Annotated in this window: 24 protein-coding genes and 1 riboswitch; of the genes, 20 read left to right on the top strand and 4 right to left on the bottom strand. The window is 43.4% G+C overall.

Features of this window, described 5'->3' with window-relative positions:
• Window positions 1-330 precede the first annotated feature (330 nt).
• Window positions 331-846 carry an outer membrane beta-barrel protein gene (locus IQQ51_RS15000; protein WP_050648135.1) on the bottom strand — a complete coding sequence of 172 codons (516 nt, stop codon included), beginning with the start codon at window positions 844-846 and terminating at the stop codon, window positions 331-333.
• Between the two features lie 251 nt (window positions 847-1,097).
• Here IQQ51_RS15000 and IQQ51_RS14995 point away from each other — a divergent pair, with 251 nt between their 5' ends.
• From IQQ51_RS14995 to IQQ51_RS14965, 7 genes are all read left to right on the top strand, one after another.
• Window positions 1,098-1,997 carry a phospholipase A gene (locus IQQ51_RS14995; protein WP_193841496.1) on the top strand — a complete coding sequence of 300 codons (900 nt, stop codon included), beginning with the start codon at window positions 1,098-1,100 and terminating at the stop codon, window positions 1,995-1,997.
• A gap of 297 nt (window positions 1,998-2,294) precedes the next feature.
• The gene (locus IQQ51_RS14990) at window positions 2,295-3,380 is read left to right on the top strand and encodes an efflux RND transporter periplasmic adaptor subunit (RefSeq protein WP_193841495.1); all 1,086 of its coding nucleotides are present in this window, start codon (window positions 2,295-2,297) and stop codon (window positions 3,378-3,380) included.
• A gap of 10 nt (window positions 3,381-3,390) precedes the next feature.
• A complete protein-coding gene (locus tag IQQ51_RS14985; protein WP_193841494.1) occupies window positions 3,391-6,465 on the top strand; it encodes an efflux RND transporter permease subunit in 3,075 nt (1,024 codons plus the stop codon).
• A gap of 13 nt (window positions 6,466-6,478) precedes the next feature.
• Window positions 6,479-7,984, top strand: coding sequence for an efflux transporter outer membrane subunit (locus IQQ51_RS14980; protein ID WP_048615505.1), 1,506 nt, complete (start codon window positions 6,479-6,481; stop codon window positions 7,982-7,984).
• Window positions 7,985-8,054: 70 nt separating this feature from the next.
• Window positions 8,055-9,281 (top strand): sodium/glutamate symporter, encoded by a 1,227-nt coding sequence (gltS, locus tag IQQ51_RS14975; protein WP_048615504.1) that lies wholly within the window; start codon window positions 8,055-8,057, stop codon window positions 9,279-9,281.
• A gap of 71 nt (window positions 9,282-9,352) precedes the next feature.
• Window positions 9,353-10,678, top strand: a complete 1,326-nt coding sequence (locus IQQ51_RS14970) for a patatin-like phospholipase family protein (protein ID WP_228012887.1) — start codon at window positions 9,353-9,355, stop codon at window positions 10,676-10,678.
• A 134-nt stretch (window positions 10,679-10,812) separates the two neighbouring features.
• Window positions 10,813-11,418: a hypothetical protein gene (locus IQQ51_RS14965; protein WP_050648139.1), complete on the top strand. Its 606-nt coding sequence runs from the start codon at window positions 10,813-10,815 to the stop codon at window positions 11,416-11,418.
• A 298-nt stretch (window positions 11,419-11,716) separates the two neighbouring features.
• Here the strand turns inward: IQQ51_RS14965 and IQQ51_RS14960 are convergent, their stop codons facing one another.
• Window positions 11,717-12,196, bottom strand: coding sequence for a porin (locus IQQ51_RS14960; protein WP_050650853.1), 480 nt, complete (start codon window positions 12,194-12,196; stop codon window positions 11,717-11,719).
• A 490-nt stretch (window positions 12,197-12,686) separates the two neighbouring features.
• Between IQQ51_RS14960 and IQQ51_RS14955 the strand changes: the two genes are divergently transcribed.
• The gene (locus IQQ51_RS14955) at window positions 12,687-14,216 is read left to right on the top strand and encodes a winged helix-turn-helix domain-containing protein (RefSeq protein WP_193841492.1); all 1,530 of its coding nucleotides are present in this window, start codon (window positions 12,687-12,689) and stop codon (window positions 14,214-14,216) included.
• A gap of 121 nt (window positions 14,217-14,337) precedes the next feature.
• Here IQQ51_RS14955 and IQQ51_RS14950 read toward each other — a convergent pair whose 3' ends face one another.
• A complete protein-coding gene (locus IQQ51_RS14950; RefSeq protein WP_017092057.1) occupies window positions 14,338-14,886 on the bottom strand; it encodes a mechanosensitive ion channel family protein in 549 nt (182 codons plus the stop codon).
• A gap of 363 nt (window positions 14,887-15,249) precedes the next feature.
• On the opposite strand from IQQ51_RS14950, the gene IQQ51_RS27780 reads away from it, so the two are divergent.
• Window positions 15,250-15,381, top strand: a complete 132-nt coding sequence (locus IQQ51_RS27780; protein WP_260256846.1) for a hypothetical protein — start codon at window positions 15,250-15,252, stop codon at window positions 15,379-15,381.
• Window positions 15,382-15,569: 188 nt separating this feature from the next.
• Here the strand turns inward: IQQ51_RS27780 and IQQ51_RS14945 are convergent, their stop codons facing one another.
• Window positions 15,570-16,244, bottom strand: a complete 675-nt coding sequence (locus tag IQQ51_RS14945; RefSeq protein WP_050650851.1) for a glutathione S-transferase family protein — start codon at window positions 16,242-16,244, stop codon at window positions 15,570-15,572.
• A 484-nt stretch (window positions 16,245-16,728) separates the two neighbouring features.
• Between IQQ51_RS14945 and IQQ51_RS14940 the strand changes: the two genes are divergently transcribed.
• The 11 genes from IQQ51_RS14940 to thiM all read left to right on the top strand — a co-directional run.
• Window positions 16,729-17,826, top strand: coding sequence for a YdcF family protein (locus IQQ51_RS14940; protein ID WP_193841491.1), 1,098 nt, complete (start codon window positions 16,729-16,731; stop codon window positions 17,824-17,826).
• Between the two features lie 130 nt (window positions 17,827-17,956).
• Window positions 17,957-18,208, top strand: coding sequence for a DUF2999 family protein (locus IQQ51_RS14935; RefSeq protein WP_004731647.1), 252 nt, complete (start codon window positions 17,957-17,959; stop codon window positions 18,206-18,208).
• 422 nt (window positions 18,209-18,630) lie between these two features.
• Complete coding sequence (locus IQQ51_RS14930; RefSeq protein WP_048615500.1) at window positions 18,631-19,656, top strand: DUF4382 domain-containing protein; 1,026 nt, start codon at window positions 18,631-18,633, stop codon at window positions 19,654-19,656.
• A 173-nt stretch (window positions 19,657-19,829) separates the two neighbouring features.
• On the top strand, window positions 19,830-20,558 hold the full coding sequence (locus IQQ51_RS14925) for a helix-turn-helix domain-containing protein (protein ID WP_048615499.1): 729 nt from the start codon (window positions 19,830-19,832) through the stop codon (window positions 20,556-20,558).
• A gap of 85 nt (window positions 20,559-20,643) precedes the next feature.
• Window positions 20,644-21,561 (top strand): DMT family transporter, encoded by a 918-nt coding sequence (locus IQQ51_RS14920; protein WP_193841490.1) that lies wholly within the window; start codon window positions 20,644-20,646, stop codon window positions 21,559-21,561.
• 98 nt (window positions 21,562-21,659) lie between these two features.
• Window positions 21,660-21,771: riboswitch (TPP riboswitch) on the top strand.
• A gap of 97 nt (window positions 21,772-21,868) precedes the next feature.
• Window positions 21,869-22,762 carry a bifunctional hydroxymethylpyrimidine kinase/phosphomethylpyrimidine kinase gene (gene thiD / locus IQQ51_RS14915; RefSeq protein WP_193841489.1) on the top strand — a complete coding sequence of 298 codons (894 nt, stop codon included), beginning with the start codon at window positions 21,869-21,871 and terminating at the stop codon, window positions 22,760-22,762.
• On the top strand, window positions 22,752-23,510 hold the full coding sequence (locus IQQ51_RS14910) for an ABC transporter ATP-binding protein (protein ID WP_172378818.1): 759 nt from the start codon (window positions 22,752-22,754) through the stop codon (window positions 23,508-23,510). The genes thiD and IQQ51_RS14910 overlap by 11 nt, the downstream gene beginning before the upstream one ends.
• Window positions 23,503-24,318, top strand: a complete 816-nt coding sequence (locus tag IQQ51_RS14905) for an ABC transporter permease (protein ID WP_048615495.1) — start codon at window positions 23,503-23,505, stop codon at window positions 24,316-24,318. Before IQQ51_RS14910 ends, IQQ51_RS14905 begins: the two co-directional genes overlap by 8 nt.
• Before the next feature lie 46 nt (window positions 24,319-24,364).
• Window positions 24,365-25,321: an ABC transporter substrate-binding protein gene (locus IQQ51_RS14900; RefSeq protein ID WP_050632964.1), complete on the top strand. Its 957-nt coding sequence runs from the start codon at window positions 24,365-24,367 to the stop codon at window positions 25,319-25,321.
• Between the two features lie 8 nt (window positions 25,322-25,329).
• Complete coding sequence (tenA, locus tag IQQ51_RS14895; RefSeq protein WP_193841488.1) at window positions 25,330-26,010, top strand: thiaminase II; 681 nt, start codon at window positions 25,330-25,332, stop codon at window positions 26,008-26,010.
• 29 nt (window positions 26,011-26,039) lie between these two features.
• The coding region (thiM, locus tag IQQ51_RS14890; protein WP_228012884.1) for a hydroxyethylthiazole kinase at window positions 26,040-26,719 on the top strand (680 nt) is incomplete at its 3' end.

The following is a 26,719-nucleotide window of genomic DNA, read 5'->3' as shown; positions in this document are numbered from 1 at the left end:
CTTTTTCGCTTTACCCATGTCACCACCGTTCTAACTATCACAAAGGTTCAGATCACGGGACTTGGAAAAGGTTCAACTGATTTAGGCAACAACGCCATGTAGAGATTGCAGTTAGTTTTTTCATAATAAAATCCTAAATATAAAAGTGGTTTTAAAAATATGTTGTTAAGTAATTATTTAACTACTTATCATGAATTGATTATTTCAATATTAGTTTTAATTGTTAACTGTAAAATTCACTAGTAACCATGAGTAAATTTCCTAGTGAATTAGTATTTCACTATGCTTAAAGAGAGTGGTTACTCGTTCTCTTTAAGCGTTTATATCTATTTAAAAACGGTAATCGACCGAAACCATTACTTGTTGGGTGTTATCTATTTCTACGTCGTTTTCTTCAAAATCTTGCGCAAGATAGCGATAAGAGATTTCAGTCGACCAGTTATCATTAATTTCGTACATCGCACCAACTTGACCACCCCAGACAAATTCGGTCGAACTTTCGTTTGCTATTTCGCTATCCGCCGCGCCCAATGAGACACCAGCAAATAGGTTAATGTCGTTGTAAACAGGCAATAGGTAGTCATAAGAAGCTAGGAATTTACTTTGTTCTAGCTTATCCATGTAGCCATAAGTCGCCATTAAGCGGTGGTTTTCTTCCAGTATCGCACCACCACGAATTTCAAAAGAAGCATCTTCGCCGTTGGTTGCATTAAGGCCGCTTACGTCATCATTTTGATAACCCGCACCGGCACCCACAAACCAGTTCACATCTAGATCAGAAGCGATAGAAGGTGCAGTTGTTAGAGCAGTAAGCAGAAGTGCTGAGATTGTCGTTAACTTTTTCATAATCAAATCCTATATATATAAAATGGTTTTAAAATGTTTAGCCAGGTTTCTACCCCTTTCGGTTTGAGGTAATAATCACAGATTTTATTTTTATTAATAACTGTAAAACTTACTAGTGAACGTGAGTAAAATTACTAGTGAACTCATATGATAAATAATTAGTATTATTACTAGTTAATGTTTAATTCTGATTTGATTAATATTTGAGTTCGACGTGAACCATTCATTATATTAAATAAAAAGAGATCAATATGAACAGTATAAATAGAAGTGTGGTTAAATTTTTCGTTTTATTTCCTATGAGTTTCTCTTTGCTCGCACATAATACTCATGAGCACAGTGACGTTGATGAGACGGGCTTGTCGATGGCTGAAGAACGGTTACGACTTGAACAAGAAACACAAGAAAACCCGTTTGTACTAACGCCACATAAAATGAACTACATTCTCCCCTATACGAAAACAGATTCGATTAATCGAGGTGCTTACTCGAATAACCCAAGTTGGCAGGAAAACTTTGAAGATCAAGAAGCCAAGATCCAGCTGAGTCTCAAGGTGCCCCTTAACTACGATGACTTGTTTCTTACAGACGATGCGCTTTATTTTGGCTTCACTGCTCAATCTTGGTGGCAAATTTATTCAAGCAATATATCGGCACCTTTCCGAGAGAGTAATTACCAACCCGAACTCTTTTACGTAGCACCAACTCAGTGGACGCACTTTGAACACAATTTTGGCTGGGGCGTAGGGGTTGAGCATCAATCCAATGGGCGAAGTGAACCGTTATCGAGGAGTTGGAATCGAGCGTATTTGGTTGCCCTTTGGGAGAAAGACAATACTGCTTTTGCCATTCGACCATGGGTAAGGCTTAGTGAAGATGCTGAAGAGGACGACAACCCAGATATTGAAGATTACATGGGGAATTTTGAAGCAACCGCAGCGTATAAATACGAGGATATAAAGTTGTTCGGAATGGCTAGAAACAACTTTTCGACACACAAAGGGTTTATTGAACTAGGCATAACATTCCCTATCTGGAAACGTTTGAGAGGCTACATTCAATACTCAGACGGTTATGGTGAATCTCTTATCGATTACAATCATTCACAACGTCGATTCGGTATCGGACTCGCACTTACCGATCCTATTTAGTTTGTAATCTATCGTTCAATATAGGTGATGATTCGCATTAATTAGTAACTATATCATCACCTTAGTTCATGTCGCTTAATCTTAACTGCCTAATTGAGATCTCTTTCCGCTCTAGTGAGAAAAAATTGGCCTTCTGACTAGTAATTTTCACAGGTGTTACTAGTAAGTCCCCGAGTATCGAGTTCCTCTCTTATCCCGCAAACTTAACCCATCAAATACGAACGATGATCGATAGCACTGCTGATAGAAGCTTGCGCACCTTTCATCTCATGTTAACTCAATAGGTAAGGTATGATTATGAAAAGCCAATCAAAAAATACCCTAGTTGCACTTGCTATTGCTGGAGCCATTACTGGTTGTAGCCAAGAAGAAGTGAAAGTTGTCGATAAATCCCCACGCCCTGTAAATGTTATTGAAATTGGTGTTCAAGATTCGACTTACCAGCAATATTTTGCTGGTCGCTTAGAGTCTGTTGATGAGGCCAATGTCGCTTTCCGTGTTCCTGGCACCATTACTGATGTGTATGTTGCTCCGGGTGATATGGTTAGGAAGGGGGATAAGCTAGCTACGCTTGATCAACATGATTACCAAGTTGCTTTACTCGAATTGCAAGCTCGCTTAAGTGAAGCAGAATCGGCTCACCGCCTAGCAAGCTCAGAGTTACGCCGTGTAAAACAAGCAATTGCGGACAATGCAATTGCCACGGTAAACCTTGATCGTGCAAAGAGTGGTTACGAGCGCAGTAAAGCAGCTATTGAAGTTGTACAACAAAATATTAAAAAAGCAGAAGATGCGATTCGTTATACCACATTGGTAGCCCCGTTTGATGGTGTAGTTGGTCAGCAAAATAGTGAACAGTTTGAGCAAGTACTTCCCGGTGTTCCTGTTTTCAAAATCCATAAGCCTTCTAAGCTCCAGGCCGAAATTGATGTTCCAGAAAGCCTTATTGAACGATTCAATTATGGCCAAACAGCGACGGTGCTTTGGCATGGTTCTGAGGGAACCCTCTCGGCAGTAGCGACAGAAATTGGTACAACCCCCCATCCAATTAAGCAAACTTATACTGTTGTTTTTGAGCTAGATGAAAATGAGGCTTCTCTGTTACCGGGCAAAGCGGTGGTCGTTGAAGCGCAGTTTGAGAACGCAGCTAATATCCATTGCCTTCCATATTCAACCGTTTTCCAACACGAAGGTCACGACAACGTCTACGTTGTTGAAGATTCGAGAGCCGTGGCAAAACCCGTTAAATTTGAATTGTTACTAGGAAACGATATCTGCGTAAGTGGAGCGATTAAATCAGGTGACAATGTAATTTCATCAGGTGTTGGTTTTATTAAGCCCAATCAAATGGTTGGCGATCTTTTTACTATGAATAAAGACTAAGGGGTGGATTATGAATATTGCAGAATTTGCCATTAGACAAAGAACGTTTGTCGCCTTTTTCACGGTGCTATGCATTATTGCTGGTGTCGCTTCTTACTTTAAACTCGGTAAGCTAGAAGACCCAACATTTACAGTAAAAAGTGCTGTAGTTGTAACCCTTTATCCTGGTGCTTCAGCGAAAGAAGTTGAAGAACAGGTTACGGATAAAGTCGAAACTAAACTTCAAGAAATGGCGTCACTCGATGAGTTGCGTTCCCTTTCAAAGCCCGGCATGTCAATGATATTTGTTGATTTGCGTGAAGACATTCAATCTTCTCAGCTACCGCAAGAATGGGATTTGCTTCGTCGTAAAGTGAGTGACGGTAAGCTTCAGCTACCCGCCACCGCACAAATCAGTGTTGTTCAAGATGAGTTCTCTGAAGTGTATGGCATGCTTTTCGCGATGACGAGTGATGGCGTTCCGATGGCAGAGTTGAAAGATCATGCTCAAGAACTTCAGCGTCGACTTAAAGCGGTGAAGGGCATTAAGAAAATTGAGTTGCATGGCGTTCAGCAACAGGTAGTGAATATTGAATTGCCAGAAGAGCGTTTAGCTCAGTTCCATATTTCAGCGGCACAAGTGATTAGCCAATTGAATAGTCAAAATGCTATCTATGATGCTGGTCGTTTTAAAGCTGGTACCGAGCGTATTCGCATTGAGCAAAATAGTGAATTTCAGTCGGTTGATGATGTCGCTAACTTTATGATTAAAGGTGGAGTAGGTGGTCTGAGTACTGGCCTTATCCGTCTTGGTGATATTGCTGATATTACAATGGGTTACCAAGAGCCAGCACTAAGCATTAGTCGATTCAATGGTCAAAATGCAATTACACTAGCGGTAAGCCCAGTATCTGGAGTAAACGTTGTTTCGCTAGGTGACGAACTGCGTGAAACTATCGCTGAATTTAAGCAGACTTTACCACTTGGTGTTGAGATTGAAGACATCGCATTCCAACCAGATGAAGTGACAAAATCAATCAACAACTTTGTAAGTAACTTACTGGAGAGCGTATTGATTGTTGTTGCGGTACTTTGGGTATTCATGGGCCTGAAAAGTGCCATGATTGTTGGGTCTAGCTTATTGATTACTATTCTTTGTACTCTCATTTTCATGAATGTCATGGCTATTGACTTACAACGTGTATCTCTGGGTACGTTCATTCTTGCGCTTGGTATGTTGGTAGATAACGCCATTGTTATTGTTGACCTATTTACAGTGAAGCTGAATAAGGGTATTGAACGAACTAAAGCGGGTATCGAAGCCGTTAAAGAAACCGCGTTGCCTTTACTTGCGGCAACAGTTATTGCTGCTATGGGTACATTACCGGTGATGATTTCGAATACCGATGCTTCGGAGTTTTCTGAATCTGTACCACTGATTATGATGTCTTCATTGTTATTGTCTTGGTTAGTGGCGGTTTCCGTTACGGTTCTTATGTGCTGGACTTGGCTAAAAGCTGCGCCTCAAACTGGAGACCAGAAGGAATCAAAATTTGCAACGGGTTATCGTAAAGCTGTGAATTGGATGGTCGATAATCCGAAAAAAGGTTTGTCTGCTGTTATCCCTCTGATTCTTATTACTCTTGCGCTTATTCCCCAAGTTCGAGTGGTGTTCATGCCAACGTCTGACCGAGCAATCGTATTCTTGGATTACTGGCTACCAAATGGCGCTCAAATTGAAGAAACGTCAGTAGACATGACAAGAATTGAAGATTGGTTACTTGAACAGCCAGAGGTGAAAAACTTCTCTACTTATGTTGGCGCAAGTGCACCACGTTTCTCTGTAACTGTTGAGCCAGAACCCTTTGACCCAGCATACGGCCAGATACTGATTAACACTGTTGATTACGCATCTATCCAATCTCTAGTTGAACGTGGTGATACTTGGCTGAAATCAGAGTTCCCACAAGCTGAACCTCGTTTTAGAGCACTGAAGCTAGCGACATCAGACAAGTACAGCATCGAAGCTCGATTCAGTGGTCCTGACCCTAAAGTTCTGAAAGAGCTGTCTTTAGAAGCTCAAGCAGTACTAGAGCAAAACCCGAACGCAAAATACATTCGTGACGATTGGCGTCAACCAAGTAAAGTCATCAAGCCACTTATTAATGAGGAACAAGCACGTAGAGCCGGTATTAACCGCACTGATATTGCACTTACGCTTAAACGTGTTTCAGATGGTTTCCCTATTAGCCAGATGAAGATTGAAGATGAACTTATCCCAATTCAGGTTCGTGGTCGTGACATTACAATCGGTGATTTGAATTCAATACCTGTGCAGTCACTACTTGGTATGCACACAGTTCCACTTGGTCAAGTTGTTGATGGTTTTGATTTAGAAATGGAAGAATCGATGATTTGGCGTCGTGACCGTGTTCCTACCATTACTGTTCAAGCTGGCGTAGAAGGGACGACTGTCGCACTGGCTCGTGAATATAGCCGAGAAGCGATTGAAGCGATTGAGCTTCCAGTGGGTTACACAATGAAATGGGGTGGTGAGTACTACGACGAGAATAAAGCGATTGTTGATACTCTTTCTAACCTACCAGCTGCGATGTTAGTGATGGTTATCATCATGGTGGCGATGTTTAACGGCTTTAAACAGCCTGCCATTATCTTTGGTACTGTGCCTTTGGCATTAACCGGTGTAGTCGCGATGTTATTGATAGCAGATAAAGCATTTGGCTTCATGGCATTGGTTGGCTTGATTTGTCTGTCGGGCATGATCATCAAGAACGGCATTGTATTGATTGACCAAATTGAACTAGAGCGCAAAAACGGAGCTGAATTATCGGACGCAATTAAAGAAGCAACAATGAACCGAACAATGGCAATTTCAATGGGTGCATTAACCACTATGCTTGGCATGATTCCACTTATGTCTGACTTACTGTTCGACCAAATGGCAGCAACGATTATTGGCGGGTTAGCTGCGGCAACGTTCTTATCACTCTTTGTAATGCCAGCTCTGTATAAATTGTTCTATAAATCAGAAGCTGAGCAGAACAACGAAGTAGATTTAACAACCATCTCTAACCAAGCACAGTAACGAGGATAACATTATGAAATTACGTAAATTAAGCCCTGTTTTACTTTCGTTGATCCTTGCTGGCTGTGCAGTAGGCCCAAACTATGAAGCGCCACAAGATGTGGTTGGGAATGACTTTCTCTATAGCGATGTACAAGGCGTTACCGAGAGTGGCCAGGTAGTGCAATCAGAATGGTGGTTAGCATTTGATGATGCAATGTTGAATCAATTAGTTGAACAAGCTCAGCAACAAAACATCACGTTAAAAATTGCAGCGGAAAGAATCAAAACGGCGCAGTCTTACCAGAAAGCAATTGAGTCATTTAAAGTACCAACTATTGGTCTATCAGCAGGGGCTACGAGCTATCAAATTAGTGAAAATGACCCTCTTGCTGGACCTTTAGTCAGCCCTGGCGGTCTTGGTCCCCAAGTGAGTGCTTTAACTGGTGGAGATGCGCTCATCGATAACCAGTATGAGTTTGCCACTGTCAGTGCAAATATTACTTGGGAAGCGGATGTATTTAATCGCTTAGGCTACAAAGCCGAGTCTGCAGAGATTCGAGCAGAACAAGCTCAAATCCTAAAAGAAGGCATGACTACGCTGATAACTGCCGATGTGATTCATAATTATCTGCAGTACCGCGGGGCAGAGCAACGTAAAATACTGGCGTTAGAGACCATTGAATCTCAAAAGCAAACGCTCAAGCTGGTGCAGAGTGTTGTAAGGAGCGGTTATGGTTCTGAATTGGATCTCGCGCAAGCTAAGGCAGCGCTATCAATGACTCGCTCTGTAATGCCTCAACTTGATATTGCTCAGAGTGTTCATAAACAACGTTTAGCTATCTTGCTTGGTGAAACATCAGCAGATATGAATCAAATGCTGACCGTCAGTACCGAATTAGCTGATTTCAGTGGCGTAGTACCGATTGGTTTGCCATCAGATGTGTTGAGAAACCGCCCTGATATTCAAATTGCTGAACGTGAAATGGCAGCGATTAACGCTGATGTAGGGGCTGCAATAGCAAACAAGTACCCTAAGTTTTACCTAACGGGTTCACCAGGTTTACTAGCAGGCGATTTTAGTGACTTATTCAGCAGTGATTCTGCAGCATGGGTAGCGAGTGTGGGCGTTAACTGGACCATTTTTGATGGTGGGCGTTCTGATGCGCTAATTGAGATTCAAGAAAGCCGATTCCAAACAGCTGCTTTGTCTTACGAACAATCGGTAAACACTGCGATTACAGAGGTTGAGACGTTGCTTTATGCTTATGGTAGCAGCCAAGAGTTACAGTCATTAGTTGCCGATACGCGTGTTCAAGCAGATAGCACTTTGAACAAGGCGAACTCACTTTACAAAGCGGGTCTCGTTGATTACATGACGGTACTTGATGCTCAGCGTCAACAAAACCTAGTGAAAGATCGTGAAATTGCGGCAAGCTTGCAAACTTCACAAGTCATCGTGGGCTTACATAAGGCACTGGGTGGCAACTGGGAAGTACCTCAAAGCACTGAAACGCAAGAAGCAACACAAACAAACTAATTGAAGCTGCGCTCACCGCTCCTGTGAGCGCATTTCAAGTTGAAATTTAACCTGAACGATAGGTATCGTTATGGAATTTGAAAATAATATCTTACAGCTAAGCTCATTTTTCGCTGTGACAATGGGCATTGTAGTTCTCTTCATTGGTCGTAGACTCAATCAAGTTGTTGGCTTCTTAAAAGAGTTCAGTATCCCCGAACCGGTGTCGGGCGGTATTCTTGTTTCAACGCTCTTCGCTCTACTTTATGCAACAACCTCTATTGAAGTGCAGTTTGACCTTATGGCTCGTGATGTGCTGCTTGTCTATTTCTTTACTACTATTGGTATTAACGCCAGCCTAAAAGATCTATTGAAAGGCGGGAAACCACTGGTTGTTCTGTTGGCCATCACTATCTTCTTTATGGTTATGCAAAATATCGTGGGGGTATCTGTCGCTTCTATGTTTGGTTTAGAACCTGTGTTTGGTTTATTGAGTGGCAGTATTTCATTAATAGGTGGTCACGGTACAGCTATCGCTTGGGCACCAAGAGTCGCAGAAGAGTTCGGTTTAGAAAGTGCGATGGAAATCGGCATTGCTAGTGCAACGTTTGGATTGATTCTTGCCAGCTTGATGGGTGGGCCAATCGCAAAGTATTTGATCAAAAAGCATGATCTAGTACCAGCAGAGTCAGCTAAGCAAGAAAATCAACAAGATACGACATCAACAGCAAAAGAAAGCCTGACTTCATTTCAATTCTTAGATGCGGTTTTAGCTATTCATATTTGTATCATTGTTGGTGTTGTTCTCAATGAAGTGATTAGTCAGACAGGTTTGCAGTTACCTCTTTTTGTATCATGTTTGTTCGCCGGTATTGTGATCACTAATGTAATCCCTGATTCATATCCTCGAATCTCAGGAACTAAATGGCCAACTCGTTCTGCGGCTATCAGTTTGATTGCAGACATTGCATTGGGTACTTTCCTTGCTATGTCACTGATGAGTATGCAGTTATGGACTTTGATTGATTTGGCTGGCCCTATCTTTGCTATTCTTGGTATGCAGCTTTTGCTTGCCGTTGTTATCAACATCTTTGTTGTATTCCCATCAATGGGTAAAACATATGATGCAGCCGTTGTCTGTGCTGGATTTGGTGGTATCTCACTGGGATCTACTCCTACAGCAATGGCAAATATGTCGGCGGTAAGTCAGAAATATGGTCACTCAGCACAAGCCTTTATAATTGTTCCACTTGTGTGTGCGTTCTTTATTGATTTAGCCAACGCACTGATCATTCCTTATTTCATGAAGATGATGTAGTTAGCCGTGAAATCTATTACCCGAAAGATCTAAAGTAAGAGGAGAAACGCTCTTACATGGAGAGAATTGTGATGATTAATCGCATTGTACGTTTGATAATGTTGATTGGCTCGTTGTCAGGTTGTGCTGCGGTTAATCATCCAAGTAACCCCAATGCTATAGATGAAGTGAAACAAGAGGGGGGATATGCGTTTTCCTCTTCTTATCATGAAGACAGCCAAATCTCTGTGATCTTGGCATTCTCAGGCGGTGGCACTAGAGCTGCCGCCTTGTCTTATGGGGTTTTAAAACAGCTTAATGACACTCAAATTATGGTCAATGGAGAGCCTCGCTCTCTGCTCAGTGAAGTGGATGTCATCAGTTCTGTATCTGGTGGTAGCTTCACTGCGGCATACTATGGTTTGTATCAAGATAAAATTTTTAGCGAATATGAAGAGAGCTTTCTTAAGCGTGATGTTAAAGACGATCTGCTCTCAAAATTGCTCAGCCCTTCAAGATGGTTTTCTGCATTGGGAAGAACAGATCTCGCAAATGATTATTACGAAGAAGAGATCTTCGGCCAAAAAACATTTTCTGATATTGATACTAAAACCGCCCCATATATCATAATCAACGCGTCAGATATCACGACGGGTGTTCGCTTTTCATTTATTCAAGAGTATTTCAATGTGCTTTGCTCTGACGTGAGTCAGTTCCCTATTTCCAAAGCCGTAACGGCCTCTTCTGCTGTTCCTGTCTTATTCGAGCCTGTAGTTCTAGAGAATTACCAGGGTTGTGAAACTAATGATTATACTTCAATGGGGCAGATTTCTTTAAATGAACTCTCTTTTCGTTCTAAGAAAGCCGTGCAAAATATCCGAGAATACAACGATAAAGAGAAGAATCGTTATATACATTTAGTGGATGGTGGGATCACTGATAATTTGGGACTATTAGCGATATATGATCTGTTAGAGATCGGTGATTTTCATATGAAGATGGAATATTCAGGACAGAGTCAGCACCACATCATGGTCATTTCTGTAGATGCATCGACGGAACCAGAGTTAGGTATTGGTCAAAGTGTTGACTTTCCTACTGTCGCCCAGACTCTAAATTCAATCACTGATATTCAGTTACATCGATATAATGATGCAACCAAAGCACTATTTATTGATTCTATGGAACAGTGGGCAAGTGAAGCATCTAATGGCAATGTGGAAGTGATCCCACATTTTATTCAAGTTGGTTTCGACTACACAAAAGACCCAATTGCACGTCAACGGTTTAACCAAGTTCCTACTGATTTAACGATTGATGCGAATACTGTCGATGCCATCATTTACGAAGGACAAACTCAATTAAAAGATAACCAAACCTATCAAGCCGTTGTAGAGCGACTGGTGAGTCTACCCTAGCAAATGATCAGCTGTTTTTTAGTATTTTCCTAATTCGTAGCTGGTAATTCTACGAGCACCCAACCCGAGTAAACCTCAGTAAACTGACTGTAAATAAACAATACAGCACATTTGGTTGTGTTTAAGGATTGAATATGAATAGTCAAGTAGCGACTCACTCACACTTTAGAACAGCCACTGTCAAGAACTTGCGCACAGTAGATTTGACGACTAACTTTCGTGTTCAAATCCCTTTGGGTTCGATGACAGCAATCATTGGTTTTGTGACGATGTGTTATCCGGTTATTGACAAAGATTGGTTCGTTTCGACCTTGTCAATGTGTCTAGCTACAATGTCTATTTTTTTGATTTTTGGTATGGTCATGGCGAGTGGTTCACTTCAAAAACTGACGCACTCACTTGGCTTCAAACGCTACGTGATTTTGATTACTAATTTACTTATTACCGCTGTTTTTCTTACTGAATATGTTGAGCTGACACTAACGTATCTAGCCTTCTCAGTAATACTATACTTTCTTGCCGACGAATGGTTGGGAATTGTTACTGCCTACCGTTATCATAAATTCGATTCTCTGCTTTTCACATTGTTGGATATTGTCCTCACTTTGGCTGCCTTGATCATGTTGGTTACTGGCTTTGAGTTACGAGGTGAGCCTGTAGTGACATTGATACTTGGTCTTAAGGTTGCGCTATTGGGCTGTGAACTTATGCTCTCAAGTAAAAGTAAGCGCGGTTACTAGGGCGTGTTGACCTTTCGCGGATAAATTTTTCGAGATAAAAGCGTTTTAATCGCTGCGAGGGGGAGGCAGCCTAGTCATCCTAAGCAAATCTACCTCAACAATGAGTAAAACGCTTCTTGCGGGGCGCCCAGTTCGAACCCTTCAGGCAGCGTTTGCTGGTCATTTCTACTGCATTATCTGCCAATAGAACACTTCAGTACATTAAACTGCAGGTAACAAAAAAGCCTCTGATGGTATGTCAGAGGCTTGATGGTGTTCGTTGTGTAGGGAAGGCTAGGGAGCCTTAATACTTACCCTATTAGAAACGGAATTCAGCGCTTAGTGCGTAGCTGTTGTCTACGATTTTTGCTTCGTACATTGTGTATTCCAGTGCAACACGAACAGGACCTAGAGTTACACCTGTACCCACACCGTAGTAAATGTCGTCTGTATCACCTAGGTTACTTTGGAAGTGACCGATACCTAGACGACCGTATACGTCAAAAATCGTAATAGGTAGTGTTAGTTTTGTACTTGCTAACCATGCATCTGAATAAATGTGTTCGAAGTCTTTGTGTGTATCAACAAAATCCGCGTATCCAGCTTCAACCGATAGTAGGTCATTAATCTGGTAGCCTAAATAAAGGCTGTAGCCGCTATTCTCATCACTGAAATCTGTATTGTCGCTTTTAGCTTGGTACTCAGAATATAGGTAGCTAGCACCAATATATGGGTCAGCGCTTGCTTGAGTTACGAAGAAGATAGCAGCGATAGGAAGAATAAATTTGTTCAGTTTCATGGTTTAAAGCTCTTAATATAAAGGTTAACTAATGTTCCCTAATCCGTCAGCGGGTGATGTGTCTACATCAATTCTTATGTCCTTATTGCAAGTGACTACAGGGAACGTTATGCCTTTCTCTCGTTTGCATGTCGCCCCTCACTTGCGGTGTGGAGCTATCATGCAGATTTTGTGATTCGCTGACATAACGTAAAGCTCACCAGTTCATAGAGTTTCATAACTTCAATATCAAGAAAATATAAAGTTAATTATTACAGTTAGTTAGGCTCTATTTTTGTTGAGAGAATTTTAGGGTCGCTCGTATTAATTTTTGCTTGCTCTGAGTTTTGACAATAACCGCCGTGAATTTTATGGAAATGCTTCTGAATGATGTCGGCTGAAACGAAAATTGTGAAAAATCACACACAACCGGTCGAAATTATCAGCAAAATCATTGGATTGAAGCTATGTTTAGACGATAAGAAGAGCCATAAAGAGTGAGTGAGCGTGAATGCTTGAGAAAAACATCAGTTTTATCGTCGATGAGTGGCAGTTTATGCCTAACGAAGGGCAGATTCAGTTTGCTGATTCGTGTATTACGATTGATAACCGCCTCACTAAGTTGCTTGAGTTCTTATGTTTGAACCCGGGTTTGACTCATACGCGTGATGAGTTAATTGAAGAGGTTTGGAATGGCAGTGTATTAACCGACCAAGTTGTCACCCAAGCGGTATTTGAACTACGAAAAGTTCTGAAAACACACAGTAAAAGGACAAGCAGTTATATTGTTACCGTTCCAAAGCGTGGCTACCGATTTGATGGTGAAGTGAGATTTGAGAAAGTAGAGCTCCAAAAAACCGCTCTCCAAAAAACTGAGCAGCTTGATGTTAATGAACGCCAATCAACGCCTGAAACCCAAGATCTTGTCCAAAGAGAAGGCCGGGAAGAGGGCTATGTAAAGCCATCAGAAAATTCTCCAAGAAGTAGAAAACTGCATTACATACTGGCGTTTTTGGCCGTTGTCATCGTTTTACAATCATCATATATGTGGTTTTCTCAGAACAAACAAAGCCCTTCGCAAGCAGGCTCGGCTCACTCATTAAGTCATTATGAATTTCGTTATGTTGTATTGAATGTAACGGAAGAGGTTAAGGCGCAACCAGAGCTTTATGGAATCGTAATTAAGCTGATTGAACATATTGGTTTTTATAGCAATATCAGAGTGGTTAAGTCTGATGAGCATAAGAAGTTGGCCGCGATTGAGTTTAATATCTCAACGGCAAAAAGCAGTGACGGCAAGAAAACTCGTTTATTGGTGAAGTATGTTAACCGAGCGTCGGGAGGCGTGCATTTAAACCGCCGTTATTCCACCAACTTTGCTCGTTTCCATGAGACGTTTGCTGCGATGATCGACGATCTATTGCGTGCTATGTATATCGATGTGCCTGAAGAAGAGTTACAGCGCAATATTTCTGTTTTTCCTCAGGATAAAGAATCGGTCAAGGCGTTGATGTCTGCGACCGGGGTTTCTTACAGCACCGTGGATTTTGATATGGCGCTTAAGCATTTTCGAGAGGCCAGAGCGCTGGCTCCAGATAACGCTTATGCTATTTCGGTGAGTTACATAAGTGAAGTGCTGACGGTTTTCTCAACAGATGAGGAAAATATTAAACCTAGAATCAAGGCGTTGAATGAGCAATATTCCTCGTCTTTGTCTGCCATTCTTAAGCGAGGAAATAATCCTCGTGTTTGTGAAGCTAACGCAATATTAGCGCTGTCTCAAAGTGAGCCTGATAAGGCGTTAAAGATCTTGTTGTCGATTCCTTACAATCAACATACCCCTCTGACTTATCTGTTAATGGCTAAAGCAGAAGAGGCGCGTGGCAACACTATGGGTGCCAAAGAGTTGTATTTGCAAGCGACGCAAAATACTTCTTCACCGATTGCATTGACGCTAGCCGGTCCGTTGTTCTTTGACAGTAATCTAGACAAACTGATTGAACAACTTCAGGGCGTCAAACTCGATGTTGACGGTAAATAGTGAAAGTTAAAAGCAGTAGCACTAGAATTAGCAGCCGCACTGGAAATAGCAGTTGCACTAGAAACACCAACTGAAACCTAACTAATGCGTTTCGCTTCTCTATTACATGATAAGGCCTCGGTTACCGAGGCCTTTCTGTACGTGGAGAGTTCTTCTTTAACACCTTAGTTACGCTTTTCTGCAATAGCAGAGAATTGGGGTAAGCAATTAAGTTGCCGCTTGGGTGTTTGATTAGAGTATGAAACATCTTAATCTCAAGGATCTTTCCTTCGATATCATCCCCATCTGCAACAATGATTGAGTCGCCAATTCGGTAAGGGAATACGAAGAAGATCAAAAAGCTCGCGGTGATATTACTCAGAATTGACCATTGGGCAATGAAGGCGACACCAAAAACCGTCACCAAGGACGAGATGAAAATGGTGAAGTTCCCATAGCCAATCCCACTGACGATGATATAGGTCGCAAACAGCAGTATAAACGAGAAAATGTTGAAGCAGCGAATGATGAACATTGTGCGTGTCGTCGCGACAGACTTTACCTGTGCAAGGTTGATAACGGTCGTCGAAATAAAGCGCTTGAGAAGCCAATAGGCAAGAATAAATACAAGGGCAAGCAGCAAATCATATTGCTTTAGTGTATTAAAAATGTGGACTAGAAAGTTCGGCATAACGACCTCAATTGTGATGAGCCGTTATTGTGCATAGTTGCTTGAATGTGCACATCATCAAACGATTATCGTTTTATAATACGAGAAATGAATAGAAGTCTTTTTTGATTTTAATAAACCTTGTCGATATGGATTTTAGTAACAAGTTATTGATAAGTATTACTTTATTTTTTGTTTATATTTTTATAACTGATATGTAAGCCTTCTGTGATGTCTGATGTCATTCAATTTGTAGAATAAGCGCTCCTTTGTTCATCATCGAGTTAGTCATGACAATCATAGTTATAAAGTTAGTGTTTATTTATATCCATAAAAGGCGAAAAACCAAGCAGTCAAAGCCGTTAGAAATGAGGTCCTTTTAAGATGCTGACCTTACTCATTACTCAGTTCGTAATTTTCTGGACAGTAGTTGGTCGTATTCGCGCAACGTCTGTTTCTACACGCTTGAAATCGAGAATCGGTACTGCTTCTAAAGGCTTTAAAGGAAATAGATAAGGATTGCTTTATAACAGGCAAACTTGATAACAGGCGAACTTGATTGAAGAACGATCTTAACTCACCAATCAAGCTCTGTTGTGACAATACGGCTCAGCACGGAACTGAGCTTCGTATTCATGTTCTGAACGCTTAACTGGTGAGTGTCGGTAATAGAGTTCTTGTTACTGTTATTGCTACTATTATTGCTATTCAGCGAAGTTAGACGGGAATAACGCTCTAAGCGCCTCTTCATCACGTTCGGTTTTAAACTCAATGCCTTTGCCGATTTCGCGAGCACGCAGTGCAGCAGGGCGGGCGTTGATTGCATCGAACCAGCGCTTCAAGTTCGGGTAAGGTTCTAAGCCTTCTTCACCAAGCACAACCGGCGCTTTATCAATCCAACCCCATGCCGCGACATCGACGATGGTGTACTCATTTCCGACGAAAAAATCACGACCTTCCATATGTTTCTCTAACACTTCGTAGTGACGCTGTGCTTCGCGTAGATAACGATTTACCGCGTAATCTAAGCCTGTTGGCGCAGCATGACGGAAGTGTACTGATTGGCCAGAGTATGGACCAAGTCCGCTGGCGATAAACATCATCCAAGATAATAGTTCAGCTCTGTCTTCTGGCTGACCAGCTAGCTTGCCTGTTTTCTCAGATAGGTACAGCAAGATAGCGTTAGAGTCGAATACACGTTGTCCTTCGTCTTCAATCGCAGGCGTTTTGCCATTTGGATTGATTAAACGATATTCCGGTGAATGCTGCTCACCCTTTAAGGTATCGACAGGAACAAGTTCAAAATCTAGGCCTGTCTCTTCCAAAAACAGAGCGATCTTCATTGGGTTTGGTGTTTGGTGAAAATAGAACTTAAGCATGGGGTAACTCCTTGTATTGGTGATTTATTAAAACACCACTTGAACGATCGTTCAATGATTGATTTTTGAATTTTCTGTGAATTGACGGATTTGATACCAAACTCCGTGCCTTTTGAACTTGCCTGTGTAAACGTGAATGAGCGTGGACTGATAGGGAGATAGCGTTTTAAGTTGCTGAAATAATAAACATAAAATGCACATTTAAGTTTGATGTTGAGCTTCGAAACTTACGGGTTTAGATGGAATAGGGATGTGGGATTCGAAGTTAAATATTCCAAAGTAATCAAGGGAGCTCCTCATAACTCGAAGCTATCTGGATATTTGAGCTTACTCTGGCGCATAAAATCGTGATCTGCAGCCACACCTTATGCAACAAATGAATATCAACCTTGGAGAGTAAGGTTTGGTTCACGGTTTTTTAATCTTGGGGGCTTACATTGGTGAGCAAATCTGATGTGAACACTTAACGACACAGGATCTTTCAATGAAAAAGAACATTATCGCCCTCGCTCTTGGTGGCATGCTCGCTTTTGGCGCAACACCTTACTCTTTTGCTGCTAACGATGGCGCTGTACAGGCTTCTGCGGACTACGCGCAGTTGGTGACTAAGCGACAAGTTGTCGACCAACTACTTCTTGATGCGTTGCAGGCGTTTAAGTCTCCGGCAAGAATTTCACACGCGGGATTCACGGCTAAAATGCCAAGCAACATGGAAATTGTGACCAACCGATTGTTAGAAGCGTACCAGTTAGAACCTTACCGTACTGACCTGCTGATCTCGGCAGCAAACGCTCAGATCTACAACAAGAATGCAGAGCGTGCTATTGAGCTGTTTGAGCAAGCATTGACGGTTGCGCCAGACGATGTCGACTTGCACGCGTATCTTGCGGTTTGGCAGAGATTTGAAGGCAATGACAGTGAATCCAACAAGCACATGGAGAAACTGGAAAGCCTAAACAAGGGCAAAGCAGAAGACATCAAACGCATTTTTGCTACGGTTGATCGCGTGTTGGAAACCCCGTTGAAAGAGTCGGCGGACAAAGGTTTATTGGATGAGCACGGTGCCATTGTGACTTTGGGCTACGCGCTTAACCCTGATGGTTCTATGCATCAAATCTTGATTGAACGCCTTGAAACCACATTAGCAATGTCGAAAGCGAACCCTGATGCAATGATCGTGTTAACGGGTGGCGTGCCTAAGAACCACAAGACAGAAGGTAAGTTGATGGCAGATTGGCTTATCGAAAAAGGGGTAAGCAAAGATCGCATCATTGAAGAGAATTACGCGACCAGCACGGTAGGTAATGCCTTGTTCAGTAGCTACGCGCTTGCTCGTCATGATATTAAGCACGTGACCATTATCAGTTCGGCGAGCCATGTTCGTCGTGGTCAAACTCTGTTTGAAATCGCGAGCTGGCAGACAGGCCCACAGGGCATTACCTTCGATACGGTCTCTTACCCAGACAAGCCGCTAGAAGATCTTAAGAACGCGAGCAGTGGTGAGCTATTAGGTATCTACCGTGATGCTCTGAGAACTTATGGCATGTGGAGCTACCGTTCTTACCCGCTGGAATCTCGTTAAGCCCAAGTCTTCTTTGCGTTTGGGAAAAGCACAGATCGCGTTAAACCAAAGCGTCACTTGTTAGTACAATCGAGCACAGCTAGATGGTATGCTGTGCTCCTATTTAATTTAGTGTTTCAAAGGCAAAAAAATGAACCCGATTTTAGCGATGTTGAAAGAGAACAATATTAGCGACGAGCAGATCAGTGAGCTATTTAAAACGCTGACAGAGAACCCTCTTGCAGCAATGGCGACGATCAGCCAACTTGGTTTACCTCAAGACAAACTTCAAATGCTGATGGGTCAGGTAATGCAAAACCCTGCACTAATCAAAGAAGCAGTTGAAGAGCTTGGCCTAGATTTTTCTAAGGTTGAAGCGGCCAAAGAGCAACTTCAAAAATAAGTGAATTTGAATGAGCTAATATCGAATTAGCTTTATCCACATTCAATAAAAAGGTCGTTTAAGTTCAGCAATAGGCTGTCTTAACGGCCTTTTTTGATCTTGGGGGCGATTTTTGACTTTGATTTGAGTGCTTTCAATCATCCTCTCCGACCCTATACATACCGACCATTCCAACACAATTGACAGCAACCTTGCCAAATATGTGCGACTACTGACAATTTACTTACTAGACTTAATTAACCTATGTGCGACCTGAGATGTGCACCTTGATGAACAGAGTTTTTGGATGAAGATAGCCCTAAATAATAGAGCTAGCCGATTTGGGCCATAAGCGCGGTTTGTCTATGAGTCACATTAAGGAAAAGAATAAGAGGGCAACAAACTAAGCCCTTTATTGAGCAGTGATTTATAGGAAATTAGTTATGAAGTATTTAAAGGAAACCGCTTTAGCGAGCCTTGTGCTGGCTGGGCTTGTTGGTTGTGGCGGTGATTCAGGTTCATCAAGCAGCACGACACCCATTACTTTGAGCGTGAGTGATGCGCCCATTGATGATGTTAAAGACGTCACCGTGACATTCAGTAAGGTTGCTTTACTTCCTCAAGGGGGAGGTTCGCCACTGATTTATGATGTGTATAAAACGGACGAAAACGGCGATTACGTTGATGAAAATGGCGATCCATTGCCAGATGGTGAGGATCCGATTCCATTAAGTGTGAATTTGCTGGATTACCAAGGCAGCGATGCGCTTCCTTTGATTGAAAATGAGGTCATTCCGGTAGGCAGCTATAAGTTGTGTGTGTTTGCTAATGATGGCGATCATCCAACAGATCCATCATACGTGATAGAAAACGATGATACGCCCCGTGAGTTAACGGTGAAAGGTGAAGGTGCGTGTCCGCAAGGTGTGGGTAAAGAAGATAACGCTGGCGTACTTTACTTTAATAACTCATTTAATGTGAACCAGCAGAGTAACGATTTTGTTGTCGAGTTCGATCTTCGACGCGGCCTAAAGAACAGTTCGACTTTCCCTGATTACACTATTCAAAGAACGTCTGTAAGCCTTATCAATACGGTTGAGACAGGAAACATTGAAGGCACTGTTGCTCTTTCTACTTATGACACTTGTAACGGTGGTGATAATACATTTGTTCAGTCGGTGTACTTGTATGAAGGTAATGTTGAACAAGCTGACATGGCTCCGATTGGCGGCAGTGATGAAGTGAAACCGATCACTTCAGCGTCAGTGGCAATGAATGAAGCACAGACTAACTATGAGTTCTCTCTGGGCTTCATCGATCCAGGTACTTACTCATTGGGGTATACCTGTACTGCGCAGTTCGACAGTGATGAAGACAATGCTGATCCAGTTGCTGATGGTTTTGAAATCTATGATGTTCAAAATAGTGTTCAGGTAGTAGTTGGTCAGGATAGCCAAGTATCATTCTAAGCTTTATGTGAATGACGCTTTTTAATCAAAACGGCCTCTTATTTGGAGGCCGTTTTTGATCATGTCGCCTAGCTAGCATGAATTTGATGCGCATTGAGTGTGACTCTAGGGAAGTGATGATGTAACTTTGTATCTCTTACTTTAACCTAGCGAAATGTACTCCGGCGTTGATTATGAAATCTAGCTTAAGCATTCGATCTTACACCAAGCAATTTAATACCCATGCCCATGATGACCATCATCAATTGGTATTGCCGATCCAAGGCAGTATCAATATCGAGATGGTGGGGTATGTTGGCAAGGTGGCAGTGGGCGAATGTGTGGTGATTCCAGTAACCACAGCGCATGCGTTTAAGGCGGATGAAGCAGCGCGGTTTATTGTCGCAGATATGGCGGAGTTGCCGCAGCATTTGTTGGAGCATGAGCTCTCGGTTTTCACGATAACGCCACCTTTGATGAGCTTCTTGCTGTTTGTTGAGAAGCAGCTGGAGTATCAGGTCGATAGTGGTATTGAGTCATCAATCTTGGATGTGTTTTCATTGCTGTTAGAGCAACAACAAGTGAGTAAGAGCATCGACCCAAGAATCCGGGCCGTACAAAGGCTGATCGCGGATAACTACACCCAGCCATTATCCATTCCACAACTTGCTGAAACGGCCTGTTTGAGTCCTACTCAATTCAAAAAACGCTTCAAAGAATGTCTGGGTATCAGTGCGCTTAAATACATCACTCGATATCGTATGGAGAAAGCCCAAGCCTTGTTAACCCACACCGATTTACCGGTTCAGTTGATTGCCGAAAATGTGGGGTATAGTGATGTTTCTGCTTTCAGTCGTCGCTTCTCTCAGCACTTTGGGATGTCCCCAAGGGCGTTTCTAGGCTCAATGAAAGAGAGTCTTTAGAAGCAACAATAGCGTCCTTTCGGCAAACTAACTTTTATCAATCTTCACTATTATCTATTTCAGAACTGAAAATTGGGTAATAGAAATGAATCTTGCCATCAATCGCGTTAACGAATTCCAAACGGGCACTTTAGCCATCTTGTTTGCTTCTATTTTATGGGGCACGACAGGCACCGCCGCAAGTTTTGCTCCTGATCTAAGCCCATTAGCAATTGGTGCTTTTTCTATGGGCGTCGGTGGCCTAATGCAAGCGGGCTTGGCGTATCGAAAAATCCTATTCGCTTTCGACAAACTTTTGCAGAACAAGAGACTGTTGGCAGTGAGCGCTTTGGCTTTGGCGGTCTATCCTTTAGCTTTCTACTCTTCAATGAAATTATCTGGCGTGGCGATTGGTACAGTGGTTTCGATTGCGACTGCACCTTTCTTTTCTGCATTGTTAGAGTGTCTGATTAGCAAAAAGAATAATATCAATAAACGTTGGCTCACTAGCTTTGCGATTGGTGTGGTGGGTATTGGGCTGTTGGTGTTTTCAGAATCTTCAACGACGAATGAATCCGGTGATGATCTCAAGCTATTAGGTATTGCTTTGGGTCTACTCGCAGGGTTGTGTTACGCCATTTATTCTTGGGCGACAAAAGCACTGATAGACAAGGACATTGAGTCTCAAGCGGCGATGGGCAGTATTTTTGGCCTCGGTGCGATGCTGTTGCTGCCAACGCTCTGGTTTACGGGGGAGAACCTGTTTTCCTCGCAGATTAACGTATTAGTCATCAGTTATCTGACGTTAATCCCACAATGCTTGGGCTATATCGCCTTCAGTTTTGGTTTACGCCATGTGACCGCGAGTAGCGCCAATCTACTTACTTTGTTTGAACCAGTAGTTGCAGCGGTGCTTGCCGTCTGCGTTGTCGGTGAGCTGATTCCTTTTACAGGCTGGCTAGGTATGTCTCTGATTGTGCTGTGCTTGTTTATACAGTCGAAGCCAGCTAAAGGAACGTTATAAGTGTTTGTTTTGTAGTGCCTAATTGAAATTTATTCATGCGTAATTCTTATAATTGAATAAAATCAGTATCTCAGTTGTGAGAGTGCTGTTACTATCGCTATCAATAGTCGGGGGGCATATACCTTATTTGGTGTTTGCTGAGATCGTTAGTCGAGACCCGTTGAACCTGATTCAGTTAACACTGGCGTAGGGAACTATAAGCACTCGATCTACGTCTGCACTCATGAAGACTGTTCATGAATCCAATGCGACTTCTCCTTCGATCGGTGTTCGTTCTCCTACGTCTTGTAAGATAGTAGGAGCGACAATGACACACAGTTCTATTTCAAAAGATTTAACACCAAAAGCCTCAGCTTCACAGCACTCTGCTGATGATTCGATTCGAACGAACACTCCGATTGTATTGACGATCGCTGGCTCAGACAGTGGCGGCGGTGCCGGTATTCAAGCTGATATTAAAGCCATGTCTGCGACAGGTAGTTTCGCTTGTTCGGTAATTACCGCGATCACTTCTCAGAACACGCAAGGCGTTTCCGCCATTTTTCCTATTCCACTCGACCATGTTGCTAGCCAGTTAGATGCGGTTTTCACTGATCTCAATATCGTGGCTGTGAAAGTCGGCATGTTGGCCGATTCGCAAATCATCAAAGTCGTTGCTGACAAAATTAAGCAGTACCAACCTAAGCACTTAGTGATTGACCCTGTGATGGTCGCGACAAGTGGTGACCTTCTTCTAGAAAACTCAGCTATCACGACGCTAAAACAAGAGTTGATTCCGCTGGCAGATATCATTACTCCTAATTTACCTGAAGGCGCAGCATTAACAGGCAAGCCAGTACCTGAAAGCGAAGCTGAAATGCAGGGCATGATTGAAGACCTGCGCGCACTAGGTGCTAAAGCCGTTCTCTTGAAAGGTGGCCACCTAGAGAAGGATGAGAACAGTAACGATCTACTGATTCTGCCGACTACCTCTGCCTTGATTAGCGCTAAGCGTTTCCCGACTAAAAACACGCACGGTACGGGTTGTACGCTTTCTTCTGCTATTGCTTCTTTCTTAGCGCAAGGCAACACGCTGTCAGAGGCTGTCGACCTAGGCAAACAATACATTTCTCGCGCGATTGCTCACGCTGATGAGTTACAAGTCGGTCAAGGTCATGGCCCTGTAAATCACTTCTTCGCTGGACACGGTAATGTCCGTTAATACGGTTGGTGTTCAGCTCAGCAATGCCTCCTTACGTTATAACGACAGTGAGCACGCGACCTTGTCTGGGTTGTCGCTTAGCCTAAACGCGGGTAAGTGGACGGTATTGCTGGGTCGAAGTGGTTGCGGGAAAACCACCGTATTGCGTTATCTGGCAGGTTTGCTGGACGATAAGGTGGAGTGGCAGGGCACATTGGCAACGTCTGATGAATTACCTTTAACGGATCGCATCGCTTACATGGCGCAGCAAGATTTGTTACTGCCGTGGCTATCGGTCATCGACAATGTTTGCCTGAGTCATCGTTTTCAAAATCCAGCTTCTGATAAAGCAGTGCAAACTAATCAAGCACTCGAGTTGTTAGCTGCGGTTGGTTTGGCTGATTATGCGAATGCGATGCCGGATCAATTGTCTGGTGGTATGCGTCAGCGTGTTGCTTTGGCTCGCACTTTAATGCAAGACAAGCCTGTGGTGCTGATGGATGAGCCGTTCTCTGCGCTCGATGCGGTAACGAGACACAAACTACAGAGCTTAGCGTGTGAACTGCTAAAAGGTAAAACCGTTGTGTTGATCACCCATGATCCACAAGAAGCAGTGCGCTTGGCGGACAATTTGTATGTGTTGCAAGGCACACCTGCGAATGCTCAGTCTTTATCTGTGCCTAACACCGCGACACCACGAGTGTTAGATGGTGAATGTGCTGAGTTACAACAAGCGATCTTAGATCAGTTGGAGCGTGACTATGAATGATCTAACGCGAAGCGAAGCTGTAGCTCGTTCAACTAACGCACAGACTACCACTACACGCGATCGTCAGATGAATCCTGTTGTTCGTTTGCTTATCAGCAGTGCTGTGATTCTCGGTTTATGGCAGTTAGTTGTGGTTGTCTTCGAGATGCCGAGCTTCATTCTGCCAGCGCCAGCAGAAGTCTTTTTAAAGCTGATTGAACGCTACGATGTGTTACTCAAACACACATGGGTGACTGCGCAAGAGATCTTACTTGGCTTGCTGCTTGGTTTATCGATGGGGCTATTTTTCGCTCTGCAGATGTTGATGTTTGATCCGCTAAAGCGTTGGCTATTGCCTATCTTAATTGCTAGCCAAGCGATCCCCGTGTTTGCGATTGCTCCAGTATTGATGCTGTGGCTAGGTTATGGCATCGCCTCAAAAGTGGTGATGGCGGCGATCATCATCTTCTTCCCTGTGACCACATGTTGCTACGACGGCCTACGTAACACACCGACAGGCTATCTCGATCTTGCCAAGACGATGGGTGCATCGAAATGGCAATTGCTCCGCCATATCCAACTGCCTGCCGCATTGCCAACCTTAGCGTCTGGCATTCGTGTAGCTGTGGTGATTGCGCCAATTGGTGCGGTCGTCGGGGAGTGGGTTGGTTCGAGTGAGGGGCTGGGTTACCTAATGCTACAGGCCAACGCACGCATGATCATTGATGAGATGTTTGCTGCCTTGTTCATCTTGGCGGTGCTGTCTATCTCGCTCTACTTCGTTACAGATAAATTACTCAAAAAAGCTATCCCTTGGGAAAACCAATGATGGCTTCGCTCAACATAAGAATAATATTCAAAAGGAAAGGTTAACCGTGAAAAATACAAAATTGATAGGTGCAGTGGCACTGCTTGCTTCGCTAGTTTCAGGTCATGCTTTAGCGGACTCTGAACAAAAGAAACTGACACTGATGTTGGATTGGTTTGTGAACCCGAACCATGGTCCAATTGTTATCGCTCAAGAGCGTGGCTACTTTGCTGACCAAGGCTTAGACATTGAAATTCAAGAACCAGCAGACCCAAGCACGCCAGCAAAATTGGTTGCGGCAGGTAAGGTCGATTTAGCGGTAACTTACCAACCAAGTTTAACCATGGATGTGGCTGCGGGTCTTCCTTTAGTTCGTGCATCAACCCTTATCGCGACGCCACTAAACACACTAATGGTACTGGATAACGGCAAGAATGATTCGCTAGCGGATCTGAAAGGCAAGAAGATCGGTATTGCGATTGCGGGTAACGAAGAAGCGACTATCGGCACTATGTTAGCGCAAGAAAACGTTGAGTTTACCGACGTGCAAACCATCAATGTGGGTTGGGCACTTTCATCTTCATTGGCATCAGGCAAGGTAGATGCAATCTGGGGTGGCCTACGTAACTTCGAAACTAACCAGTTAGCACTTGAAGGCTTTAAAGCAAAAGCGTTCTTTCCAGAAGAGCACGGTGTGCCAGCTTACGATGAGCTGATCTTTGTTGCGAACGCAAAGCAGCACGACGATGAAGCGATCAAAGCGTTCAATAAAGCATTGGAACAAGCAACGACTTACATCGTGAACCACCCACAAGAGTCATGGAGCGAGTTTGTTGCGTATTCACCAGATACGTTGAACAACGAGCTTAACCAACGCGCATGGAATGACACGCTAACTCGTTTTGCACTTCGCCCTTCTGCTGTTGACCTGAAACGTTACGACGATTACGCACAGTTCATGTTCGACAAAGGCATCATCAAATCACTACCAAAAGCCGCTGACTACGTACCGACTTTTGACTAAGGAATCTCATGAAATACCAAGAATTAATCCAAGCCTGTCAACAAGATTGGCAAGACTACACAGAGCATGATTTTGTTAAAACGCTAGCAAACGGCACGCTCGCTCAACCATGTTTTCTGCATTATCTGAAGCAAGATTTTCTGTTTCTAAAACAGTATGCTCGCGCTTATGCGTTGGCGATTTACAAGGCAAAAACACTGGCGGATATGCGTCGTGCACTGCCAAGTGTTCATGCTTTATTAGATTCTGAAATCTCTCACCACGTGACTTACTGTGGTCAGTGGGGTTTAACTGAATCTGACCTAGAAAACGAACCGGAAGATTTCGGTACAGTTGCTTACACGCGCTACGTTCTGGACGCGGGTATGACGGGTGATCTTGTCGATCTTTATGCGGCACTGGCTCCGTGTTCCATTGGTTACGCTGTGATTGGTAAAGCGCTGTTAGAAAGCAGCGATACTGTATTAGAAGGCAACCCATACGCAAGTTGGCTGCAACTGTATGGCAGTGAAGAGTTCCAGTCTGGCGTGGCAACGGGCGCGGAATACTTCAATCAGCTGCTTGCTGAAATTGATATCAACAGCGAGCGCGGTCAGAACATCGTTCATATCTTCAAAACCGCAACGCGTATGGAAGTGGCTTTTTGGCAGCAAGGGCTGAACGCTCTTAATGATTCAACAGCGGCTTAAAAGCGACTTTAACGAATAAGGATTTCCCCATGCTAACTGAACAAATCATCCAATCGTTGCGCGCAGTACGAGAGCAAAAACCACTGGTTGTGAACATCACCAACTACGTCGTGATGAACAACACAGCTAATGCGTTATTGGCGATTGGCGCTTCGCCTATCATGGCACACTCACAACAAGAACTGGCTGAGATGATGTCTTTCTCTGGTGCGCTTGTGATTAACATTGGCACGCTTGATAGTGTTTGGACGCCAAGAATGCGCTTCGCGGTCGAGCAGGCTAACGCGAATAATAAGGTTGTGGTTCTTGACCCTGTGGGTTGTGGCGCAAGTACGCTACGTACTGAGACTTCTCGTGAAATTGCACGTTTAGCCAACAAGCTAATCATTCGTGGTAACGCGTCTGAGATTATCGCGCTAGCGGGTGAGCAAGCGCAGAGCAAAGGCGTTGATGCACTAGATAGCAGTGACGCGGCATTAGGCGCTGCACAGTGCTTAGTGGCTGAATACGGCGCGAATGTGGTTATTTCTGGTGAGACGGATTACGTTGTCACGAAAGACAGTGTTGTGACGTTAAACAATGGTCATCCAATGATGCCTTATGTGACAGGCATGGGTTGTACCTTAACGGCATTGACGGGCGCTTTCGCGGCTGTCGGTGATGACAGTGGTTTGGCGGCTGCGGCGGTATTAGGTGTGGTTGGCGAAAT

It is taken from the genome of Vibrio sp. OPT18, from assembly GCF_015163615.1.
Lineage (GTDB): Bacteria > Pseudomonadota > Gammaproteobacteria > Enterobacterales > Vibrionaceae > Vibrio > Vibrio coralliirubri.
The sequence above is the reverse complement of the archived record's forward strand: the minus strand, read 5'-3'. Positions and strand labels throughout refer to the sequence as shown.

What these genes read in the sequence shown, in the direction of transcription:
- IQQ51_RS27780 (WP_260256846.1), top strand. Translation starts at nt 15,250, where the DNA reads ATGCTGACCTTACTCATTACTCAGTTCGTAATTTTCTGGACAGTAGTT.
- IQQ51_RS14985 (WP_193841494.1), top strand. Translation starts at nt 3,391, where the DNA reads ATGAATATTGCAGAATTTGCCATTAGACAAAGAACGTTTGTCGCCTTT.
- IQQ51_RS14965 (WP_050648139.1), top strand. Translation starts at nt 10,813, where the DNA reads ATGAATAGTCAAGTAGCGACTCACTCACACTTTAGAACAGCCACTGTC.
- thiD (WP_193841489.1), top strand. Translation starts at nt 21,869, where the DNA reads ATGACACACAGTTCTATTTCAAAAGATTTAACACCAAAAGCCTCAGCT.
- IQQ51_RS14960 (WP_050650853.1), bottom strand. Translation starts at nt 12,196, where the DNA reads ATGAAACTGAACAAATTTATTCTTCCTATCGCTGCTATCTTCTTCGTA.
- tenA (WP_193841488.1), top strand. Translation starts at nt 25,330, where the DNA reads ATGAAATACCAAGAATTAATCCAAGCCTGTCAACAAGATTGGCAAGAC.
- IQQ51_RS14980 (WP_048615505.1), top strand. Translation starts at nt 6,479, where the DNA reads ATGAAATTACGTAAATTAAGCCCTGTTTTACTTTCGTTGATCCTTGCT.
- IQQ51_RS14945 (WP_050650851.1), bottom strand. Translation starts at nt 16,244, where the DNA reads ATGCTTAAGTTCTATTTTCACCAAACACCAAACCCAATGAAGATCGCT.
- IQQ51_RS15000 (WP_050648135.1), bottom strand. Translation starts at nt 846, where the DNA reads ATGAAAAAGTTAACGACAATCTCAGCACTTCTGCTTACTGCTCTAACA.
- IQQ51_RS14990 (WP_193841495.1), top strand. Translation starts at nt 2,295, where the DNA reads ATGAAAAGCCAATCAAAAAATACCCTAGTTGCACTTGCTATTGCTGGA.
- IQQ51_RS14910 (WP_172378818.1), top strand. Translation starts at nt 22,752, where the DNA reads ATGTCCGTTAATACGGTTGGTGTTCAGCTCAGCAATGCCTCCTTACGT.
- IQQ51_RS14930 (WP_048615500.1), top strand. Translation starts at nt 18,631, where the DNA reads ATGAAGTATTTAAAGGAAACCGCTTTAGCGAGCCTTGTGCTGGCTGGG.
- IQQ51_RS14955 (WP_193841492.1), top strand. Translation starts at nt 12,687, where the DNA reads ATGCTTGAGAAAAACATCAGTTTTATCGTCGATGAGTGGCAGTTTATG.
- gltS (WP_048615504.1), top strand. Translation starts at nt 8,055, where the DNA reads ATGGAATTTGAAAATAATATCTTACAGCTAAGCTCATTTTTCGCTGTG.
- IQQ51_RS14925 (WP_048615499.1), top strand. Translation starts at nt 19,830, where the DNA reads ATGAAATCTAGCTTAAGCATTCGATCTTACACCAAGCAATTTAATACC.
- IQQ51_RS14920 (WP_193841490.1), top strand. Translation starts at nt 20,644, where the DNA reads ATGAATCTTGCCATCAATCGCGTTAACGAATTCCAAACGGGCACTTTA.
- IQQ51_RS14970 (WP_228012887.1), top strand. Translation starts at nt 9,353, where the DNA reads ATGATTAATCGCATTGTACGTTTGATAATGTTGATTGGCTCGTTGTCA.
- IQQ51_RS14935 (WP_004731647.1), top strand. Translation starts at nt 17,957, where the DNA reads ATGAACCCGATTTTAGCGATGTTGAAAGAGAACAATATTAGCGACGAG.
- IQQ51_RS14905 (WP_048615495.1), top strand. Translation starts at nt 23,503, where the DNA reads ATGAATGATCTAACGCGAAGCGAAGCTGTAGCTCGTTCAACTAACGCA.
- IQQ51_RS14995 (WP_193841496.1), top strand. Translation starts at nt 1,098, where the DNA reads ATGAACAGTATAAATAGAAGTGTGGTTAAATTTTTCGTTTTATTTCCT.
- IQQ51_RS14950 (WP_017092057.1), bottom strand. Translation starts at nt 14,886, where the DNA reads ATGCCGAACTTTCTAGTCCACATTTTTAATACACTAAAGCAATATGAT.
- IQQ51_RS14940 (WP_193841491.1), top strand. Translation starts at nt 16,729, where the DNA reads ATGAAAAAGAACATTATCGCCCTCGCTCTTGGTGGCATGCTCGCTTTT.